Source organism: Pseudomonas sp. Pmew2, from assembly GCF_058129885.1.
The window spans coordinates 5,710,666-5,731,688 of the sequence record NZ_CM176702.1; the positions used below are offsets into that span (position 1 = coordinate 5,710,666).

Here is a 21,023-nt window from a genome sequence, read left to right on the forward strand (position 1 = left end):
GGCAAACCTCGTGAACACGGAGCGAAATTCTGTTGGAGGCTGATCGATGCATGCAGAGACGCAGATCAGCAGTCGAGTTTCACGAGTCTACCCGAACAACATTTCAGAGACATAGGGTCGTGTCATGACTGAATAGTCACAGCAGGTCACGGGGAAAAATAGCAGGATTGGCTCAGGTGGCCGCTTCAGTTGTACGAACAGCGCCGCGCCGGTTCAACTGCCCGTAAGCGACCACGCAGTTGCGCCCGGCCCCCTTGGCCGCATACAGCGCCTGGTCAGCACTCTTGAGCACCTCTTCCGGCGTGCGATGTTCCGGCTGGCGTTCGGCAACGCCGATACTGACCGTTACCGACACGCTGCCTGCCTGCGCTCCACCGCGGCGTTGTCGGCCTTGCTGATCATCCTGAGGACGACTGTCCTTGTTGCGCAGCTGAATCTCGTAATTGGCGATGGTCTCGCGGATGGCTTCCAGATGCGGCATGCATTCATCAATGGTCTTGGCGGCAAACACGATGGCGAACTCTTCGCCCCCATAGCGATACGCCTTGCCACCACCGTTGGTGATTTTCGACAGTTTGCTGGCCACCAGACGCAGCACCTGATCGCCCACATCGTGGCCGTGGGTGTCGTTGAATTTCTTGAAGTGATCCACGTCGCTCATCGCCAGCACATAGTTGCGTCCCAGACGCTGCATGCGTTCATTGAGCGCCCGGCGACCAGGCAGTCCGGTCAGTTCATCCCGGAAGGCCATCTGATACGCCTCGTGAGCCACGGCGGCGGCAATCATCAGCATCACCTGACTGCAGAGGATATTCAGCGTGAACGGCAGGATGAAGGTTTTCGGCAGTGCCCAGAACAATCCCAGCAGGCCGACAATCTGCGCGGCGTGCAGCGGTCGCGGTTTTTCCAGGTATTGCCAGATCAACACCCCGAATGACACCAGGAACATGGCATAGGACAGCTGAATCAGACTCATCCAGGCACCGTGCAGCGCAGGCCAGCGGATGTCGGCCAGCCAGACTTGCAGTTCGACCGGATAACTCTGTTCAAGACCCAGCGCCACACTGCCTACCGCCACCAATACCGCGAGCCGCGCGACCATGTCCTGAAACAGATGCGTACGTTCTTCCCACGCGGCATACAGCCCGAACAGCACCGGCAGCAGCAGGCAGACCAGGTGGAAAATCACCGCCGCATCCTCACGGACCTTGCCGTTATCGCGGTAAAAATCGGTCTGGGTATCCAGCAGGTAGTAGGCGATATACACCGTGAGCATCAGAAACAGCTCGCGCTGACGCCGGTAAACACAGCAATACGCACCGCCCAATAGCAGGACCAGCGTGGGCAGCACATTGAAAAGCGATGTGAAGAAGACGTTCAGGTCCTTTACGTACGCAGCCGCAAGCCCCGCCACCAGCAGACCCAGTGAAGGCAAAAAATGACTCAATCGCGCAGCTGATGGACGCAACAAAAGGGGTTATCTCCTACCCGGCATCTGAATGAATGGCTGGCCTGATGGCATTGTGCCCTCCGCCAGCGAACAATGCATCGGCAGGATCAATAAACGAGCTACTTTCTGTAACGGCAGGAGGTGGGAAATGTTTATTGCGGAAGTCGCGGGCGTTGGTGCTATCTGTATCTCGGACCGCATTGAATAGCGCCCCATGGCTGCGATGTGACGCAGAGCGTCACGAAATGCATTACCACGAGCAGTGATGGAAACGAGAGTTATCCGGGGTCAGTGCTCCCCAAAGTCTCGTTGAGATTGGTGTTAACAATGAGCCCAAACGCACCCATAAAAAACCGCCTGATCAGCGATCAGGCGGTTTTCATGACCGCAGCGAGGCTTAGTAAGCCAGGCCGAAGTCTTCCTCTTTCATGTCCATCAGGTTGGCAGCGCCCGACAGGATCGCGGCAACGTGCGTGCGAGTGCGCGGCAGGATGCGCTGGAAGTAGAAGCGCGCGGTCTGGATCTTGGCGCGGTAGAACGCCTCGTCCGATGTCCCGGCAGCCAGCTTCTCGGCCGCAAGACGCGCCATGTCGGCCCAGAAGTACGCCAGGCAGGCATAACCGGAGAACATGATGTAATCCACCGAAGCGGCGCCGACTTCTTCGCGATCCTTCATGGCCGCCATGCCGACTTTCAGGGTCAGGTCGCCCCACTCCTTGTTCAGCGCGGCCAAGGGCGTCACGAACTCCTGCACCGCTTCGTTACCCTCATTGCCCTGGCAGAACTTGTGGACGATCTTGGTGAAGCCCTTGAGCGCTTCGCCCTGAGTCATCAGCACTTTACGGCCCAGCAGGTCGAGAGCCTGAATGCCAGTGGTGCCTTCGTACAGCATCGAAATCCGGCTGTCGCGAACGTTCTGTTCCATGCCCCACTCGGCAATGAAACCGTGACCACCGTAGATCTGCACACCGTGGTTGGCGGCCTCAAAGCCCACTTCGGTCATGAAAGCCTTGGCAATCGGCGTCATGAACGCCAGCAAGGCGTCGGCGGCTTTCTTTTGCTCCGGGTCTTCGCTGTACTTGACGATATCGACCTGTTTGGCCGTGAAGTACACCATGGCACGCGTGCCTTCGGCGAAAGCCTTCATGGTCAGCAGCATGCGGCGCACGTCTGGATGGACGATGATCGGGTCAGCGGCCTTGTCCGGTGCTTTAGGGCCGGTCAACGAACGCATCTGCAGACGGTCACGGGCATATTGCAGGCCGCCCTGGAAGGCCACTTCGGCATGCGCCAGACCTTGCAGCGCAGTGCCCAGACGCGCGGTGTTCATGAACGTGAACATGCAGTTCAGGCCCTTGTTCGGCGGGCCGATCAGGTAGCCGGTAGCGCCGTCGAAGTTCATCACGCAGGTGGCGTTGCCGTGGATGCCCATCTTGTGTTCGATGGAGCCACAGTTAACCGCGTTGCGCTCACCGATGCTGCCATCGGCAGCCGAGAGGAACTTGGGCACAATGAACAGCGAAATGCCTTTGGTGCCAGCCGGTGCGTCCGGCAGGCGCGCCAGCACGATGTGGACGATGTTATCGGCCATGTCGTGTTCGCCAGCGGAAATGAAAATCTTGGTGCCGGTAACCTTGTAGGTCCCGTCAGCCTGAGGTTCAGCCCTGGTGCGCAGCATGCCCAGGTCAGTGCCGCAGTGGGATTCGGTCAGGCACATGGTGCCGGTCCATTCGCCGGAGACCAGCTTGGTCAGGTAGGCGTCCTGCTGCTCGGGGGTGCCGTGCTCGGAGATGGTGTTCATCGCACCATGCGACAGGCCAGGGTACATGCCCCACGACCAGTTCGCTTCGCCGACCATCTCGCTCACCGCCAGACCCAGCGACTCGGGCAAGCCCTGGCCGCCATGCGCAACGTCATGCGCCAGACTCGGCCAGCCGCCCTCGACAAATTGCTTGTAAGCCTGCTTGAAACCGGTCGGTGTCTTCACGCCCGACTCGCTCCAGGTGCAGCCCTCGGTATCGCCCACCCGGTTCAGCGGTGCCAGAACCTGCTCGCAGAACTTGGCACCCTCTTCGAGAATGGCGTCGACCATGTCCGGGGTGGCGTCATGACAGGCTGGCAGACTTTGATAGTGCGCTTCATAACCGAGCAGCTCATCACGGACGAAACGAATATCACGCAAGGGGGCCTTGTAGTCAGGCATAGCGATAAACCTCTGCTGATGAATCCTGGAACGAATGACCGGGCGGTCGCTGAAAGCATAGCCTCAAGCACCAGACAATCTCGTATGCCTTGCGGTCAAACAGGTGTTTGAAACATACGTTTACGCCTAAACCTTGTCAATAGCGAAGCGCGCACCATTCGTCCACCCTGCTCTACAGACCGCGCAGGCAAAGGGATCAGGCGCAGGAAAAACGTAAGCGCAAGTTTAGTCGAGGGCGGAAGGTGCTACGGGGGCGATACAGGAGGGTGATGGCGGGCAATTCAGCAAACGACGCCGTGCAGGTGTGGCACGGCGTGGGCGTTACACGAAGCTTTAGAACACAGGATGTTAAGCGTAAGTGTCGATCAGAGTGCCAAGCGCTTCGTCGCTGGCCTTTTGAACCGCAACCCCGGCTTCGACCTGATTCTTGCCAGCGTTGAGCTCGACAATATTGGCAGACAGGTCAGAACGCTGGCTGCGGTCGACGGAACGCAGGTTTTCGAGCTGAAAGTCAGAAGACTGACTTCTGCCCGACACTTCGATGTTGGAGCTGGCGATCTGGGTGGCCGCCTGATCCACACGACCTTGCCCGACCTGCATAGCGCTCAGGCCCGGATAAAGGGTGTTGTTCATGGTGATTTGCATAAGCCGATCCTCAGTTCAAAAAAACGAACACGTGCCATTGAACCAGCATTTGCGCAGAAATACTCGACAAATAGACTAATGGCACTAGGCCGCATGATAGCCTGACTCTTGAAAAAACCAAAACAACGTTGCCTGTCAGCAAGATAGCGACGCTGTCAGCGCAGTTGCCCTAATTCAAGGTATTGCGCCACATTTCCGGCGCTCGCCTCGTTTAATCGTGGCACGCGTCCAAGACAGGGTGCAGGCAGACGCTCGACCAGCGTGGCGAGGTTTTCCTCAAGCCGCGAGGTGTTTGCGTCTATGACGTTGGCCACCCAGCCTGCCAGGTGCAGACCGTCCCGGGCGATGGCTTCGGCAGTCAGCAGCGCATGATTGATACAGCCCAGACGCACGCCCACCACCAGAATGATCGGCAGATCCAGCGCAAGCGCCAGATCGGACAGGTTGCTCTGCCCGGCCAAGGGCACGCGCCAGCCGCCTGCGCCTTCGATCAAGGTGAAGTCGGCCTGTTTATCCAGAATATGCTGCATCGGCCTCAGCAACGAGTCGACCGTCAACACGACACCTGCCTCGCGCGCGGCCAGATGCGGCGCAATGGCCGGTTCGAAAGCAAGCGGATTGACTTCATCGTAATTCAGCTCGACAGAGCACTCGGCCTGTAACGCCAGCGCGTCGGAATTGCGTAGTCCCTGTGCAGTCACTACGCAACCGGATGCCACAGGCTTGCCCGCTGCGGTGCTCAAGCCCTTCAAGCGGGCGGCATGCAGCAAACCGGCAGCTACCGTGGTCTTGCCAGCATCGGTATCGGTTCCGGTGATGAAATAAGCAGCGCTCATCTCGGTAATCTTCCTTATGACGTGGAGCCGTCAGGCTTTTTCAAGCACCGCGTACACCACTTGATAGGTAGCGGGCAGACCGGCTTCCTGACGGAAGGCTTCGTAGGCCTGAACCATGCCCTTGATCCGCTCGCGTCCGGTCAGGCCACTGGGCCGCCCAGGGTTGAGGTTGTGCGCCCCGAGCGCTTTCAGCTCATGCGTCAGGCTGCGCACATCGGGGTAATGCAACACCTGCGGGCACACATCCAGGCTGCGCACCTGTAAACCGCTGGCAGCGCACAACTGACGATAATCATCCTCGTGACGAAAGCGGTTTACATGAACCTGGCCGTCGACTGCCTGCCAGCTGTCACGCAACTCGTACAGCGTGCCGACGCACAGGCTGGCGAAGGCAAACACACCGCCTGGTTGCAATACCCGGTGAGCCTCACGGAGCACCGCGGCGAAATCCGCACACCACTGCACAGCGAGGCTGGAGAAAATCAGCCCGCAACTCTGATCACGCAGTGGCAGGTGCTCGGCATCACCTGCCACAAAGTGCTGTGCACCGCCCAATGGCTGCGCATGGCGCAACATGCCTTCGGCGATATCCAGCGCGATGCCTTCGCTGCCACTGAAAACCTGATCCAGTGCCCGGCTGAAATAGCCAGTGCCGCTCCCCAGATCCAGCCAGCGAACCGGACTGAACTGCGCAGGCAGACGCGACAGCAGCTCGCTGCCGACGCTGCGCTGTAGTTCGGCCACGCTGTCATAGCTGCCCGCGGCCCGGGAAAAGGACGCGGCGACCTGCCGTTTGTCCGGCAGGACAGAGGGCGGTTTGGGCATAGAAAGATCAGTCATCGTCCAACTCGTGCAGAAAGGCGTGAATCGCAGCGGCTACTCCGTGGGGGTTTTCCACAAGGAATGCATGGCTGGCCTGTTCGATCAGACCGACCTCGACATCCGGCAACAAGGCCAGCAGATCACTTGCTGCTTCAGCCGGCACGAACGCATCGAGTCCGGCAAACAGGTGCAGTTGCGGGCCGCGATAGGTTTGCAGCGCGCTACGTGTATCGAGTTGCTGGAGTATCTTCAGCCCATCGACCAAAGCAGTTTTGGAGCTGTGCGGCGCGCCAGCCTTGAGTAACCGGGCGAGACCGCGTGAGTCTACTGCGCCTTGAGTGCATAACAGGCTGAAACGCTTGAGGGTCGCGTCATGGTCAGCGGAACAGCCGGCCAGAAACGCATCGAAATACTGCGCGGGCATCGCATTCGGCCACGCGCCTTGGGTGACGAAACAGGCATTACTGGCCAGGGTCAGCAGCCCGCAGCAACCTTCGCCACGCCGTGCTGCCAGCTCGGCGGCGAGCATGCCGCCCAGCGACCAGCCGCCCAGCCAGGCGTTATCCGGCAGGTTGGCGTCCAGTTCGTCGAGCCAGTCAGGCAGGTCGCAGCTGTCGATATCCGGCAACGGCTCGATTTCGACCCGCAGGTGCTCGTCAAGCCCGCGCAACGCGGCGGCAAGCGGCTCCAGCGGCGAAACGCCCAAGCCCCAGCCCGGCAGTAGAATCAAACGATCACGCATGGACGGGCTCCGTGGATTCACTTGCATCCAGCAGCGGGTAGCACTGCTCCAGAGCCTCTAATAATAGCTGTACGTCGGCCTTGCTGTGCGCTGCAGACAACGTTACGCGCAATCGGGCACTGCCAGCAGGCACGGTCGGCGGACGAATCGCCGTCACCAGCAAGCCACGCTCACGTAGCAACTGCGACAGACGCAGAGCCCGTCCGGCATCGCCGATCAGGATTGGCTGGATCGGCGTAAAGCTGTCCATCAATTGCAGGCCGACCTGCTCGGCCCCCTGACGAAACTGCTGGATCAGGCTCGCCAGATGCTCGCGACGCCAATGTTCGGTACGCAGCAGTTGCAGGCTTTTCAAGGTCGCGCAGGCCAGCGCAGGTGGCTGGCTGGTGGTGTAAATGTAGGGCCGGGCGAACTGGATCAAGGTTTCGATCAACTCTTCACTGCCGGCCACGAATGCTCCAGAGGTGCCGAACGATTTGCCGAGGGTGCCGACCAGTACCGGCACATCCTCCATGCTCAGGCCGAAGTGCTCGACGATTCCGGCACCGTTTGCACCCAGCGGCCCGAAGCCGTGGGCGTCATCCACCATCAGCCAGGCACCCTTGGCCTTCGCAGCCTGGGCCAGCGCAGGCAAGTCAGCGATGTCGCCATCCATGCTGAACACGCCGTCAGTGACCACCAGCGTATCGCCCACGGATTTCTCCAGGCGGCTTGTCAGGCTGGTCACATCGTTGTGCAGATAGCGCGAGAACCGTGCGCCGCTGAGCAGACCGGCATCCAGCAGCGAGGCATGATTGAGGCGGTCTTCCAGCACCGTATCGCCCTGCCCGACCAAGGCTGTCACCGCGCCGAGGTTGGCCATATAGCCATTGGAGAACAACAGCGCGCGAGGACGACCGGTCAGCTCGGCCAATGCTTCTTCCAGTTCGTGGTGCGGCGTACTGTGGCCGATCACCAGATGCGACGCCCCGCCGCCCACGCCCCAACGCTCGGCACCTGCCTGCCAGGCGGCGATCACTTCCGGATGGTTGGCCAGGCCCATGTAATCGTTGTTGCAGAACGCCAGCAATGGCTGACCATCGACAACCACCTGCGGGCCTTGCGGGCTTTGCAGCAATGGGCGCTGGCGGTAGAGATGTTCGGCGCGACGGGCGTCGAGGCGCGTGCGGAGATCGAAAGACATGCAGGCCCCGGTCCGAAAGATGGCAGTTCAACACGGGCCGGAGCAGGCCGGCCCGTTCAAGGGGTCAGGCAGAAGCAGCGTCGTAGAACATCGAACTGCTTTGCTGTTCGACCAGCGCCTGTTCGATGGCAGCCTGATGCACTTCATCAGCATGGCCTTCGCCCGCTTCGGGCTTGATGCCCAGACGGGAGAACAACAGCATGTCCTTGTCGGCTTGCGGGTTGGCGGTGGTCAGCAGCTTGTCGCCATAGAAAATCGAGTTGGCACCGGCGAAGAAGGCCAGCGCCTGCATTTGCTCGTTCATCGCTTCGCGCCCGGCAGACAACCGCACGTGGGACTGCGGCATGAGAATCCGTGCCACCGCGAGCATGCGGATGAAGTCGAACGGGTCGACGTCTTCGGCGTTTTCCAGCGGCGTACCGGCAACCTTGACCAACATGTTGATCGGCACCGACTCCGGGTGCTCCGGCAGGTTTGCCAGCTGGATCAGCAGCCCGGCGCGGTCGTCGAGGGACTCGCCCATGCCCAGAATGCCGCCCGAGCAGATCTTCATCCCGGCATCGCGCACGTAGGCCAGGGTTTGCAGGCGCTCGCTGTAGGTCCGGGTGGTGATGATGCTGCCGTAGAACTCCGGCGAGGTGTCGAGGTTGTGGTTGTAGTAGTCCAGCCCGGCAGTGGCCAGCGCTTCGGTCTGCTCCTGATCGAGACGGCCGAGGGTCATGCAGGTTTCCATGCCCATGGCTTTCACGCCTTTGACCATCTCCAGCACGTAAGGCATGTCCTTGGCGGAAGGATGCTTCCAGGCCGCGCCCATGCAGAAACGGGTCGAACCAATGGCTTTGGCACGCGCTGCTTCCTCAAGCACCTTCTGCACTTCCAGCAGTTTTTCTTTCTCAAGACCGGTGTTGTAGTGACCGGACTGCGGACAGTACTTGCAGTCTTCCGGGCAAGCGCCGGTCTTGATCGACAGCAGCGTGGAAACCTGCACACGGTTGGCGTCGAAATGAGCGCGGTGCACCGTTTGCGCCTGAAACAGCAGGTCATTGAATGGCTGTACGAACAGCGCCCTGACCTCGGCTAAAGTCCAGTCGTGACGCAAAGTGGCGGTGGTGCTGGCGCTCATCGGGCGGCTCCTTGGTGTTTCTGGGCAATGCGCGAGGGCGTAAAGGCACCATGCGCTACACGGATGTCGGGCATATTTAAGGAAGAGCCATGCGCTGTCAACCCAACCGCCAATACGAGGTTTACATCTGGTTAAAAAACAAACAACACTGTTTGTTATGCGATGAGCGCAGCGAGGTGCCAATGCCTGTCTGCGTGCCGTGCGAAGCCGAGCTGCCATGGCTGGGCGGCCAGTGCGACTGCTGTGCGCTGCCGTTACCCCTCTCCGGCATGAGCTGCGCGCAATGTTGCAAGCGCCCTCCCGGATTTGCGCAGGTCATCGCGCCGTGGCTGTACGACTTCCCGGTGGACAGCCTGATTACCCGATTCAAACATAACGGTAAATGGCCGATGGGACGCCTGCTGGCCGAACTGTGCGGGCAGTTTCTGCACCACCGTTTCGAGGAAGACCTGCCACGTCCCGATTACCTGATTCCTGTTCCTCTCGCCAACAAGCGCCTGCGCCAGCGCGGCTATAACCAGGCGGCGATGCTGGCCGGGTGGCTGGGTAAACAGTTGCAACTGCCCGTTGACGAACACCATGTGTTGCGCAGCCGGGAGACAACAGCGCAACAGGGGCTGGACGCCAAGGCACGCAAACGCAACCTGCGCGACGCCTTCACCCTCGTTGATCCCGACTGGGTGCAGGGCAAGCACCTGGCGCTGGTGGACGACGTCCTGACCACCGGTTCGACGGCAGAGGTCATTGCGCGACTCCTGAACAAGGCCGGCGCGCGAAGAGTGGACGTGTACTGCCTGGCAAGAACGCCGAAGCCTGGGGATTGATTGGGCGCTATGCTCAGAAACCTCAAAACGCTCATCGCTTCCACACTCCGCGTGGTAGCGCAGCCCTGGACGCTCCGCGTCCGGTTTTCGACGCCATGCGCGAGAGCGATCATACTGCCCTCTCCTACTCGACCGCCCCGGATTACCATGTCGCTACCCACCTTGCTGACGCAACACATGGTCCACCGCCCGCAACGTATCGCGTTGTTGCAGCACATTGCCGAACAGGGCTCGATCACCCGTGCCGCGAAAAGCGCAGGCTTGAGCTACAAGGCAGCATGGGACGCCATTGATGAGCTGAACAATCTGGCGCAAAAGCCGCTGGTAGAACGCAGTGTCGGCGGACGTGGCGGTGGCGGCGCTAAGCTGTCGCTAGAGGGCGAGCGAGTGCTGCGTCTTTATCAGCGGGTGCAGGCATTGCAGGCCCAAGTGCTGGAAGCGGCCGAAGACAGCAGCGACCTTGACCTGCTCAATCGCCTGACCTTGCGTACCAGCGCACGCAACCAGTTGCTGGGGCGGATCGTCAACATCACCCGTCAGGGACACAACGATCAGGTTCGCCTGCAATTGGCTGGCGAGGTGTTCATCGAAGCACAGGTTACCCATGACAGCACCCTGCGTCTGGAGCTGGAAAACGGCACGGAGGTGGTTGCACTGATCAAGGCCGGTTGGCTGGAACTGCATGCAGACAACAGCAAAGAAACAAATGGAAACAATTGCCTGATCGGCCGAATCGACAGCGTGACCGACGCTGAAGATGGCCCAAGCGAAGTGCGAATCACACTCCCCAGCGGCCAGACGCTGTGCGCCCTGGCGACACCTGAGCACCTGCATGCACGACAGCTGAAAACCGGTGCCACGGTGCAGGCAAGATTTGCCGCTTCACTGGTGTTGCTGGGTATACCGATGTAAGCGTCGGCAAGTCATTACCGCGACACAATTCCGTCATATGTGCGCACTAAGGTGGCTGCCATATTCGAGGGAGCCGTGATGATGAAACTATTAGAAGAAAATCAAACCACAGATCTGGAAAACCTGGTCGGCACAGACAAGGTCGGCCTCACCCGCCGCGGCTTCATCAGCGCAGGTGCCCTGTGCGGCGCAGCGATGTTTCTGGGTGGCAACCTGTTGAGCCGCACGGTTCTCGCGAACAGCATCAGCGCAGCGTCCGGCACACTGCTGGGCTTCCAGAGCATCCCTGCCGCCACTGCCGACAGCATCAGCCTGCCGCAAGGCTACACCTCATCGGTTCTGATCAGCTGGGGCCAGCCTTTGCAGGCAGGCGGCCCGGCTTTCGACCCGAGCGGCAAGGGCACAGCCCAGGCTCAGGAGGTGCAGTTCGGCGACAACAACGACGGCATGTGCCTGTTCCCGATGCCAGGCCACAAGGATCGCGCACTGATGGCGATCAACAACGAATACACCAATTACCGCTACCTTTTCGATCACGGCAAGGAGCCGCAATCGGCTGAAGAAGTGCAAAAGGCACTGGCTGCAGAAGGCGTTTCCGTGATCGAAGTGCAGCAGCACAATGGTAAGTGGCAGTTCGTTCAGGACTCGCGCTACAACCGTCGCATTCATGGCAACACGCCGATCAGCCTGAGTGGTCCGGCAGCCGGGCACGACTGGCTCAAAACGGACGCCGACAAGACCGGCACCCAGGCGCTCGGCACATTTCAGAACTGCTCCAGCAGCCAGACGCCGTGGGGCACTTACCTGACCTGCGAAGAGAACTTCACTGATTGCTTCGGCAGCAGCAACGCCGAGCAGAAGTTCGACGCAGGCATGAAGCGCTATGGCGTGGTTGCCGCCAGCAAGGAGATCAACTGGCACCCGCACGACCCACGCTTCGACGTTGCGAAAAACCCCAATGAGGTCAACCGTCATGGCTGGGTGGTCGAGATCGATCCGTTCGACCCCAAGTCCACACCGGTCAAACGCACTGCACTCGGTCGCTTCAAGCATGAGAACGCGGCCTTCACCCAAACCAAGGGTGGCCGCGCCGTGGTGTACATGGGCGACGACGAGCGTGGCGAGTTCATCTACAAATTCATCAGCCGCGACAAGATCGATCACCAGAACCCCAAAGCCAACCGTAACCTGCTCGACCACGGCACCTTGTACGTGGCGCAGTTCGATGCAGGCGACAGCAATCCGGATCATCCGAAAGGCAAGGGCCAGTGGGTCGAACTGACTCATGGCAAGAATGGCCTGGACGTGGCTGCCGGTTTCAATAATCAGGCAGAAGTGCTGATTCACGCGCGCCTGGCGGCCAGCGTTGTAAAAGCCACGCGCATGGACCGCCCGGAGTGGATCGTAGTCAGTCCCAAAGACGGTCAGGTCTATTGCACACTGACCAATAACGTCAAACGCGGCGAAGAGGGTCAGCCTGTAGGCGGGCCGAATCCGCGCGCCAAGAACCAATACGGGCAGATCCTGCGCTGGAGCGAAGAAGGCAGCAATCCTTCAGCGATGACCTTCGACTGGGACCTGTTCGTGGTCGCGGGTAACCCTACTGTGCATGCCGGTACACCGCAGGCCGGGTCGAGCAATATCAACGCGCAGAACATGTTCAACAGCCCCGACGGCCTGAGCTTTGATGAAGCCGGCAGGCTGTGGATTCAGACCGATGGCGACTCAAGCAACAAGGGTGACTTCGCGGGCATGGGCAATAACCAGATGCTCTGCGCCGATCCTGCCAGCGGCGAAATTCGTCGCTTTCTGGTCGGGCCGATTGGTTGCGAAATCACCGGCATCAGCTTTGCGCCGGACTATAAAACCATGTTCATCGGCATCCAGCATCCCGGTGAAAACGGTGGTTCCACGTTCCCCGAGCATTTGCCCAACGGTAAACCGCGCTCATCGGTGATGGTCATCACCCGGGAAGATGGCGGCGTTATCGGCGCCTGATCGGCAATCAGGAAGAGGACGCAGATCGCTCATCGTTATATAAAGGTCTGCTATTGATTCTGGCCGGAGGCCGTGGGAGCGAACTTGTTCGCGAAGAGGGCTGTATGATCGTCGAAAATGCATCGACTGAAACACCGTCTTCGTGAGCAAGCTCACTCCCACAAGGATCTTTACTCCGCCTGATACTGCGCGTCGAGCCCCGCTTTCCGGGCTCATCAAGACTTGAGTATCACGCCGGGCGCAGAGCGTGGGAGCGATGAGCAATCAATTAATCAATCAACCCGTTCACATCGTAGAACGGGTATGGCCCTTCATAGTCGCCGAACACTGCGTTATGACTGACAAACCCCTGTTCCGAATGCCAGCGATGCAGCACGTAGCCTGCCGGTTCCAGGTTGAAATGGGCAGGCGCGGCTTCGTCGAGGTCCAGCACGATCTGGTGTGAGGTGCCAGGGCAGATGCTTGCCACGCTGCCACCAAAACGCCGCTGCATGGGGCGATGCAAATGCCCGCACAACAAACGCTCCACTTGCGGATGCTGGGCAATCACACGCTCCAGCGCCGACGCGTTGCCGAAGGGTTCGCGGTCCATGTGCCCTATGCCGGTAATGAACGGCGGATGGTGCAGGATGATCACCGTCGGTACATAAGGACGACGTGACAGCTGCGCGTGCAACCAGTCCAACTGACAGTAATCCAGTTGTCCGCCATGCTCGCCGGGAATGGTCGTGTCCATGCCGATCAGACGTACCGGGTATTTCTCCACCACCCAGTCCAGAGGTCCGCTGGCCGACAATGGCAGGTACACCTGTTCGGCAAACGCAGCCAGCAGGTTGTGTCGATCGTCATGATTACCGGGCACCAGATAGAACGGCATGTGCAGGCGTTCCAGCTCAGGCTTGAGCACGGCGTATTCGTCCTCACGCCCGAAGTCCACCAGATCACCACTGATCACCACTATGTCTGGGCGCTGCTTGCTGGCGTTGATGTGTTCGACTGCGCGGCGCAATGCACCCAGTGTATCGACCACGCCATAGGTCAGGCGCCCGTCGGCCTTGAGGTGCAAGTCACTGATCTGGGCAATAAGAAACGGACGATTCAAAATAATCTCTCTACGGAAACGATGTTACGAATGCAGGGTGAACAGCGCCTGCGGCTCAACACTCAGGGCGATGGCAGCGTTGGCGGCGTGAATAACGTTGTCGGTGCTGTCCACCAACATCGGCTGCGGACCTCCGACATCGACCAGCAAACGACTTTGCGCACCCTGAAAAAACTGCCCGACCAAGCGACCCTGAAGGTGCCCGCGCTCCGGCATCAGGCGCAGATGTTCCGGGCGGCAGTAGACCGTGCCCGGCAGATCAGCGCCGTTCCACGGCAGCTCGCCGCCGCTCACCTTGAGGCCTGACGGGGTGCGCTCGACCACGCTGAACGCATTCAGATTGCCGACAAACCCGGCGACGAACGCATTGGCAGGTTGTTGATAGATTTCCCTGGGCGTCGCCAATTGCGAGACGCAGCCTTTTTCCATGACCAGAATCCGGTCGCCCAGGGCCATGGCTTCGCCCTGATCGTGGGTGACGAACACCGAGGTGATGCCCAACCCACGCAACAACTGATCGAGCTCGCTGCGCAAGCGCTCACGCAACTGCGCATCCAGTGCCGCCAGCGGCTCGTCGAGCAGCAGCACCCGCGGACGCGGTGCCAGAGCCCTGGCCAGCGCGACCCGTTGACGCTGACCACCAGAAAGCTCGTTGACACGACGATTGCCATGACCGGTCAGGCCAACCAGTTCCAGCAACTCATCGCAACGCTTGCTTCGTTCGGCAGGCGACAGGCCGCGAATCTTCAGGCCGTAAACAATGTTCCCGGCGACGTCTAGATTCGGGAACAGCGCGTAGTTCTGAAACACCATCCCGACGTCACGCCGCTCGATAGGCAGGCGCGTAACGTCCTGATCATCGAACAACACCTGACCGACGTCCGGACGTTCAAGCCCGGCGATCAGACGCAAGGTGGTGGTCTTGCCGCAACCGGACGGACCGAGAATCGCCAGCGTTTCGCCAGGCTCGATGGTCAAGTGCAGATCCTGTACAGCAACGGTGCCGTCGGCAAATGCCTTGCGGCAGCCTTTCAGGCGAATGGTAGTTCCGCTCATCGGCTCTCTCCACGGGCAAGACGCGCACTGATGGCCTGCAACGCAATCAGCAGCGGCACAATCAGCAACAGAAAAAGAAGGGTGTAGGCACTGGCGACTTCCAGTCGGGCTGAGGCGTAGCTGTCGGCCAGACCGACCGGCAGGGTCTTGGTCATCGGCGTGTGCAGCATCCAGGTCAGGTTGAACTCGCCCAGCGACAGGGTCACGACCATCAGCACACCGGCCAGAATTCCGGCCCGGCAATTGGGCACCACCACGCTGAAAAAGCGCTTGATCGGCCCGGCGCCCAGACTGGCGGCAGCCTCTTCAAGAACCGGCAGTTGCTGACGCTGCATGACCGCCATGACCGGGCGCACCAGAAACGGCAACGTGAACAACACATGGCCCACCAGAATGAACAGCCAGCTGCTGCGAAAGCTGCCGAACTGGCCGTAGGTCAGCAGCAACGCCAGGGCGCTGGCCAGGCCGGGCATGGCGACGGGGAGGACCATCAGTTCTTCAAAGGCCCGGCTGAAGCGATTGTTCATGCGCACCAGCGCATACGCCGCCGGAACGCCGACCAGGCATACGCAGATCGCACAGGCCACAGCCAGTTGCAGCGACAACCAGACGGTCGGTGAATAGGCTTGCCAGACCTGCACCAGCCAGTCGAATGTCAAACCGCTCGACAGGCCCAGAAAATAATTGCGGGTCAGCCCGGCAAGCAGCGAAAGCACTACCGGGACCAGCATGAACGCACAAACCAGTAACGTGAATGCCAGTTGCGCAGCAAACAATGGAGAACGTTTCAAAGGGCAACCCCTGATGTCCCGACCATGCGACGGGCCAGCAACAGCACCGCCCATGTCACTAGCCCGAGGATCACCGACAGCGCGGCGGCTACGGTGAAGTTGGCGTAATTGGTGAACACGTTGTAGATCGCCACCGGCGTGACGTTCAGGCGCGTACCAAGCGTAAATGCAGTACCGAATGCGCCCATCGACGTGGCGAAGCAGATCGCACCGCAGGACACCAGCGCGGGTGCCAGCCCCGGAACGATTACATCGCACACCACCCGCCAATGACCCGCGCCCAGCGAATGCGCAGCTTCTTCAAGGCTGCGGTCCAGGCTTTCGCAAGCGGCCATGACGGTGAGAATCACGCGCGGAATCGAGAAATACAGGTAGCCAATGAACAAACCGGTAAGCGAATAGGCGAATATCCAGCGTTCGCCAGCCAGCTCCAGCCCGAGTCCCGCGAAGATGCCTTGGCGACCGGCCAGCAGAATCACCAGAAAGCCCACCACTACGCCAGGAAACGCCAGCGGAAAGGTCAGCAACGCCACCAGCGCAGAGCGTCCGAAAAACTGGTTACGGGCCAGAAACACACCGCTGATACCGCCGACCAGCAACGCCGCAAGCGTGACCACCAGTGCCAGCAGACAGGTCTGCGCCAGGCTGCCTAGGTATTGAGCACTGCTCAACACCTGCCAGTAACCGCTGCCGTCAGAACCTTGCGCGCCGAGCAGGATCAGGTGGGTCAGCGGCAGCAGCCAGAATGCCAGCAACACCGCCAGCGCCGGAGCAAGTGCCACCGCAGCCGCAGCTTCATAAATCCGCCCTTGTGCAGAGCCAGCGCGTGTCCCGGCGAGGCTGACATTACTTCACCTCACGCAGATAACGGGCAGCAAAGGCTTCCTGCACGGCAGCCATGTGCTGGTAATCCACCACACCGGCACGAGCGTAATCGCTGTCGGGCAGGAACTGCGCGGCCACGTCGGCAGGCATCTTCGAGCGCACTGGACGCAAATAAGCCTTGGCCCACAGCGCCTGGCCCTCGTCAGACAGGACGAAATCCAGCACCTTCTCGGCATTGGCGCGGTGCGGTGCCTTGGCAACCATGCTCATCACGTACGGCACGCCAATGGTGCCTTCCTTGGGAATCACGAAAGCGACGTTGGCCTTGTCCTTGTAGCGAGCGCGATAGGCGTTGAAGTCGTAGTCGACCAGAATCGGCAGTTCACCGGACAGTACGCGTGCATAAGCGGTTTGCTTGGGCACGATGGGCGAGTTCTTCGCCAGCTTCTGGAAGTAGTCGATGGCCGGGCCGAAGTTGTCCAGTGTGCCGCCCATGGCCTGATTGATCGCAACGGCGGACACGTACCCGACGAATGCACTGGAGGGGTCGAGGTAGCCGACCATGCCCTTGTATTCGGGCTTGAGCAGATCCGCCCAGCTTTGCGGCACCGGCAGACCGCCCAGTGCGTCGACATTGACCATGATGCCCAGCGTGCCGGAATGAATGGCGAACCAGTGCCCTTCAGGGTCCTTCAGGCCTGCGGGAATGTCGTCCCAGTGCTTGGGTTTGTAGGTATCGACCACACCGGCCTTTTGCGCTTGCAGGCCGAAGGTCACGCCGTAATACACCACGTCTGCGACCGGCGCGGCCTGCTCGGCGACGATCTGCGCCAGCGCCTGCCCCGAGTTCTTGTTGTCCAGCGGCACTTGTACACCGGTGCTGTCGGCAATGGCCTTGAGCTGCGTGCCCCAGTCAGCCCACTCAGGCGGGCAGTTGTAGCAGATGGCGGTTTCGGCGGCCTGGGCGAGGCTGGCCGCACTACATAACAGCAGTGCCGCGAGGGTTTTACTGAGGCTGAGCATGAAGCATCTCCTGGTAGGGCTGGGTGCTTTCGCCGGGCCGGATATGGCACGGCAGACAATGAGAAACCGGTGCCGCGCCGGCAATCCGCGACAGCAACTGGTCGATGACGATGTGCGCCAGTTCGGTAATCGGCTGAACCACACTGCACAGCGTCGGGTGCATCTGCGTGCCCAGCGTGATGCCGTCGAAGCCGATGACCGAAAGACGCTCGGGAACACCCCAACCATTGCGGCGTAATTCGGCGATCAGGCTGATAGCCAATAGATCGTTGGAACAGACCAGCGCGCTTGGCGCAGTCGGACCACGTAACAACGGTTCGAGCGCGGCGAAGTCGGCGTTGGTATGGGCAGGCATTTCAATCACCGGGCGCGCCTCAAGCCCACCCTCGTTCATGGCATCGCGATAGCCTTCGTAACGCAGGCGGGCGCGGTCGGACTGCATGACCGGGCCTGCGACCATCGCAATACGCCGATGGCCGGCGTTGATCAGATACCGCGTCGCCAGCGCCATGCCTGCGCGGTTATCCACAGACACAGCGCTGTACTCCTCATTGTCGGTCTGGTGATAGGCCAGCACGAACGGCGTGTCCTCGATGGCCAGGCTCTCCAGCACACGGTTGTGCTCGGCGTCGGTTACGGTCAGCACCAGCCCGTCGACCCGCTGGCGCAGCAGTTCCTCAACAACGGCGCTTTCACGCTCGGCGCTGTAGTCGGTGGTCGCCAACAACAGGTTGTAGCCCCGTGCCCGCGCCGCCCTTTCCATAGCCTGAAACTGCTCGGCGAACACCGGGTTGAGCAGGTTTGGCACGATGACGCCAATCAGATTGGTGGTTTGCAGACGTAACTGTCTGCCCAGCCGATTGGGGCGAAAGCCCAGCTCACGAGCAGCGACGAATACTCGCTCGCGGGTCTCGGCGCGCACCACCTCAGGGCTTGCGAAGGCGCGTGCAGCAGTCGCCCGGGAAACCCCGGCCAGTCGTGCAACTTCTTTCAAATCAGTCATGGTCGCTCGCTTGAGATCGATCTCATTGGCGGCAACTCTAAGTGGCGAACATGGCTAAACAGCGACCGGAGGATGACCGTTTGGTGACAACTCGACCCTTGGGCATTTTAAACAGAAGGGGTTTAGCGAACCGGGACCGGTCTGCGTTACCATCAGCGGTCCGACGCGGCAACCTGCTGCGCGCAGGAGTAGTCATGGCTCACCCGTTTGCAACACTCACTCCCGATCTGGTGCTAGATGCCGTTGAAAGCATCGGTTTTCTCAGCGATGCCCGCATCCTGGCACTCAACAGCTACGAAAACCGCGTGTATCAGGTCGGTATCGAAGATGGTCAGCCGCTGATCGCCAAGTTCTATCGGCCACAGCGCTGGACCAACGAAGCCATCCTTGAAGAACACAGCTTCACTTACGAGCTGGTCGAGGTCGAAGTGCCCGTTGTTGCGCCCATGGTGCATAACGGCGAAACCCTGTTCGAACATGCCGGCTTTCGCTTCACGCTATTCCCGCGCCGAGGCGGACGCGCGCCGGAGCCGGGCAATCTGGATCAGCTGTATCGCCTGGGTCAGTTACTGGGGCGTATCCATGCGGTCGGCTCGACCAAACCGTTTGCGCACCGCGAAGCACTGGGTGTGAATAACTTTGGCCATGCGTCGGTCAATTACCTGCTGGAAAACGACTGCATCCCGCGCAGCCTGCTTCCGGCTTACGAGTCGGTAGCCCGTGACCTGCTCAAGCGTGTCGAGGACGTTTACGCCGCCACGCCGCATACCAACATTCGCATGCACGGTGACTGTCACCCCGGCAACATGATGTGCCGCGACGAGATGTTCCACATCGTCGATCTGGACGACTGCCGCCTTGGTCCTGCCGTTCAGGACATCTGGATGATGCTGGCCGGTGATCGCCAGGAGCGCCTCGGCCAGTTGTCGGAGCTGATGGACGGTTACAACGAGTTTCATGATTTCGATCCACGCGAACTGGCCCTGATCGAACCACTGCGTGCCCTGCGCCTGATGCACTACAGCGCCTGGCTGGCCAGGCGCTGGGACGACCCTGCATTCCCGCACAGCTTTCCATGGTTCGGCACAGAGCGTTACTGGGGCGACCATATCCTGGCCCTGCGCGAGCAGATGTCAGCGCTGAATGAAGAGCCGTTGAAGCTGTTTTGACCTGATGAGCCCCAGATTATCGTGCGGCGCTCCGCGTCGCATGCAGCTCTGGACGCTCCGCGTCCGATCCTGAACAAGCGACGCGGCACAGATGTCGTGAATCAGCCGAACCTGTGTATAACATCCAGCGCTCCAGCGTGAGTACGATCAAAACCATCAACCGCATCACCCCACAATAAAACCGGAAATTTCTGTATTAAAGGGACGCTCCATGCAAGCTGCCAATCCACGCCGTGGATACATCCTGGGCCTGAGTGCTTACACCATCTGGGGCCTGTTCCCCATCTACTTCAAGGCCATCTCCGCCGTTCCGGCCATCGAGATCATCATCCATCGAGTGCTCTGGTCAGCCCTCTTTGGCTCGATCGTGCTGATGTTCTGGAAACATCCCGGCTGGTGGCGTGACCTGCGCAACAACCCACAGCGACTGGCCGTGCTGGCACTCAGCGGGACGCTGATCGCTGCGAACTGGATCGTCTACGTGTGGGCCGTTAACAACGGCCGCATGCTTGAAGCCAGTCTCGGGTATTACATCAACCCGCTGGTCAACGTGCTGCTGGGCATGCTGTTGCTGGGCGAGCGGCTCAGGCGTCTACAAATGCTGGCGGTCGCTTTCGCCACCATTGGTGTCGCCCAGCAGGTCTGGAACGTCGGCAGCCTGCCGTGGGTGTCACTGGCCCTGGCGCTGACCTTTGCGTTCTACGGCCTGATCCGCAAAAAAGCCCCGGTTGCCGCCTTGCCTGGCCTGGTGGTGGAAACCTGGATGCTGGTGCCGCTGGCATTGATCTGGCTAACGCTCAACCCGACGGCCGTGAGCGCCCAGCCGGAATTCTGGACCACCACGCAAGCCATCTGGCTCGCCGCCGCAGGCCCGGTGACGCTGATCCCGCTGGTGTGCTTCAACGCCGCAGCCCGTCACCTGCCCTTCACCACCCTGGGTTTCCTGCAATACCTCGCGCCCACGCTGGTTCTGCTGCTGGCGGTGCTGCTGTATGGGGAGCACCTGACCACCAGCACCATCATCACCTTCGCCTTCATCTGGGCGGGGCTGGCAATCTACAGTGTGGATATCTGGCTGAAATCCCGCAGCCGAGGCTGATCAAAAAACACACAACACCTCGCAAGCCACGCCCCCCGTGGCCTGCAAGAGGTTCTCCAAGGGTTATCCACAGGCAGGCTAACCTTATCTGTGCACAAGCCATTGAAACTGTTGGTTTTTTGATCAACTTTCGCCAGCCCACGGCGAACGTGGCGTGCAAGGCTATTCCCCCAGGTTATCCACAGGCAGATGCACGGTTAACTTGGATAACCTGAAA

General features: G+C 60.3%; 18 protein-coding genes and 1 pseudogene. 5 read left to right on the forward strand and 14 right to left on the reverse strand.

The window, feature by feature from the left end:
• Window positions 1-172: 172 nt before the first annotated feature.
• The 8 genes from AC4ANK_RS26425 to bioB all read right to left on the reverse strand — a co-directional run bounded on the left by AC4ANK_RS26425 (window position 173) and on the right by bioB (window position 9,004).
• Window positions 173-1,471, reverse strand: a complete 1,299-nt coding sequence (locus AC4ANK_RS26425) for a GGDEF domain-containing protein (RefSeq protein ID WP_031596853.1) — start codon at window positions 1,469-1,471, stop codon at window positions 173-175.
• 376 nt (window positions 1,472-1,847) lie between these two features.
• Window positions 1,848-3,653: a phenylacyl-CoA dehydrogenase gene (locus tag AC4ANK_RS26430; RefSeq protein ID WP_002555568.1), complete on the reverse strand. Its 1,806-nt coding sequence runs from the start codon at window positions 3,651-3,653 to the stop codon at window positions 1,848-1,850.
• Window positions 3,654-4,001: 348 nt separating this feature from the next.
• Window positions 4,002-4,298 carry a hypothetical protein gene (locus AC4ANK_RS26435; protein ID WP_002555569.1) on the reverse strand — a complete coding sequence of 99 codons (297 nt, stop codon included), beginning with the start codon at window positions 4,296-4,298 and terminating at the stop codon, window positions 4,002-4,004.
• Window positions 4,299-4,453: 155 nt separating this feature from the next.
• Window positions 4,454-5,134 (reverse strand): dethiobiotin synthase, encoded by a 681-nt coding sequence (gene bioD, locus AC4ANK_RS26440; RefSeq protein ID WP_002555570.1) that lies wholly within the window; start codon window positions 5,132-5,134, stop codon window positions 4,454-4,456.
• 30 nt (window positions 5,135-5,164) lie between these two features.
• The gene (gene bioC, locus AC4ANK_RS26445) at window positions 5,165-5,974 is read right to left on the reverse strand and encodes a malonyl-ACP O-methyltransferase BioC (protein WP_002555571.1); all 810 of its coding nucleotides are present in this window, start codon (window positions 5,972-5,974) and stop codon (window positions 5,165-5,167) included.
• Entirely contained in the window at window positions 5,967-6,698 is a 732-nt protein-coding gene (locus AC4ANK_RS26450) for an alpha/beta fold hydrolase (RefSeq protein ID WP_044423848.1), read from the reverse strand. Before AC4ANK_RS26450 ends, bioC begins: the two co-directional genes overlap by 8 nt.
• Complete coding sequence (bioF, locus tag AC4ANK_RS26455) at window positions 6,691-7,881, reverse strand: 8-amino-7-oxononanoate synthase (RefSeq protein WP_002555573.1); 1,191 nt, start codon at window positions 7,879-7,881, stop codon at window positions 6,691-6,693. The genes AC4ANK_RS26450 and bioF overlap by 8 nt, the downstream gene beginning before the upstream one ends.
• A 64-nt stretch (window positions 7,882-7,945) precedes the next feature.
• Window positions 7,946-9,004, reverse strand: a complete 1,059-nt coding sequence (gene bioB, locus AC4ANK_RS26460) for a biotin synthase BioB (protein ID WP_002555574.1) — start codon at window positions 9,002-9,004, stop codon at window positions 7,946-7,948.
• 89 nt (window positions 9,005-9,093) lie between these two features.
• On the opposite strand from bioB, the gene AC4ANK_RS26465 reads away from it, so the two are divergent.
• From AC4ANK_RS26465 to AC4ANK_RS26475, 3 genes are all read left to right on the forward strand, one after another.
• Window positions 9,094-9,828, forward strand: a complete 735-nt coding sequence (locus AC4ANK_RS26465) for a ComFC family protein (RefSeq protein ID WP_002555575.1) — start codon at window positions 9,094-9,096, stop codon at window positions 9,826-9,828.
• A gap of 147 nt (window positions 9,829-9,975) precedes the next feature.
• Entirely contained in the window at window positions 9,976-10,740 is a 765-nt protein-coding gene (locus tag AC4ANK_RS26470; RefSeq protein ID WP_002555576.1) for a TOBE domain-containing protein, read from the forward strand.
• Between the two features lie 81 nt (window positions 10,741-10,821).
• Window positions 10,822-12,738, forward strand: coding sequence for a PhoX family protein (locus tag AC4ANK_RS26475; RefSeq protein ID WP_460385227.1), 1,917 nt, complete (start codon window positions 10,822-10,824; stop codon window positions 12,736-12,738).
• Window positions 12,739-13,006: 268 nt separating this feature from the next.
• Here the strand turns inward: AC4ANK_RS26475 and AC4ANK_RS26480 are convergent, their stop codons facing one another.
• The 6 genes and pseudogenes from AC4ANK_RS26480 to AC4ANK_RS26505 all read right to left on the reverse strand — a co-directional run bounded on the left by AC4ANK_RS26480 (window position 13,007) and on the right by AC4ANK_RS26505 (window position 18,538).
• The gene (locus tag AC4ANK_RS26480; protein WP_005735063.1) at window positions 13,007-13,840 is read right to left on the reverse strand and encodes a phosphodiesterase; all 834 of its coding nucleotides are present in this window, start codon (window positions 13,838-13,840) and stop codon (window positions 13,007-13,009) included.
• 24 nt (window positions 13,841-13,864) lie between these two features.
• A complete protein-coding gene (locus tag AC4ANK_RS26485; RefSeq protein WP_002555580.1) occupies window positions 13,865-14,896 on the reverse strand; it encodes an ABC transporter ATP-binding protein in 1,032 nt (343 codons plus the stop codon).
• Window positions 14,893-15,687, reverse strand: a complete 795-nt coding sequence (locus AC4ANK_RS26490; protein WP_002555581.1) for an ABC transporter permease — start codon at window positions 15,685-15,687, stop codon at window positions 14,893-14,895. Before AC4ANK_RS26490 ends, AC4ANK_RS26485 begins: the two co-directional genes overlap by 4 nt.
• Window positions 15,684-16,534: pseudogene (locus AC4ANK_RS26495) on the reverse strand (ABC transporter permease). Before AC4ANK_RS26495 ends, AC4ANK_RS26490 begins: the two are co-directional and overlap by 4 nt.
• Window positions 16,534-17,535, reverse strand: a complete 1,002-nt coding sequence (locus AC4ANK_RS26500) for an ABC transporter substrate-binding protein (RefSeq protein WP_002555583.1) — start codon at window positions 17,533-17,535, stop codon at window positions 16,534-16,536. Before AC4ANK_RS26500 ends, AC4ANK_RS26495 begins: the two are co-directional and overlap by 1 nt.
• On the reverse strand, window positions 17,519-18,538 hold the full coding sequence (locus AC4ANK_RS26505) for a LacI family DNA-binding transcriptional regulator (RefSeq protein ID WP_002555584.1): 1,020 nt from the start codon (window positions 18,536-18,538) through the stop codon (window positions 17,519-17,521). The genes AC4ANK_RS26500 and AC4ANK_RS26505 overlap by 17 nt, the downstream gene beginning before the upstream one ends.
• A gap of 194 nt (window positions 18,539-18,732) precedes the next feature.
• On the opposite strand from AC4ANK_RS26505, the gene AC4ANK_RS26510 reads away from it, so the two are divergent.
• Together AC4ANK_RS26510 and rarD are read left to right on the forward strand one after the other, a co-directional pair.
• Window positions 18,733-19,707 carry a serine/threonine protein kinase gene (locus AC4ANK_RS26510; RefSeq protein ID WP_002555585.1) on the forward strand — a complete coding sequence of 325 codons (975 nt, stop codon included), beginning with the start codon at window positions 18,733-18,735 and terminating at the stop codon, window positions 19,705-19,707.
• 211 nt (window positions 19,708-19,918) lie between these two features.
• Window positions 19,919-20,806 carry an EamA family transporter RarD gene (gene rarD, locus AC4ANK_RS26515; protein ID WP_010204883.1) on the forward strand — a complete coding sequence of 296 codons (888 nt, stop codon included), beginning with the start codon at window positions 19,919-19,921 and terminating at the stop codon, window positions 20,804-20,806.
• The last annotated feature ends 217 nt before the right edge of the window (window positions 20,807-21,023 follow it).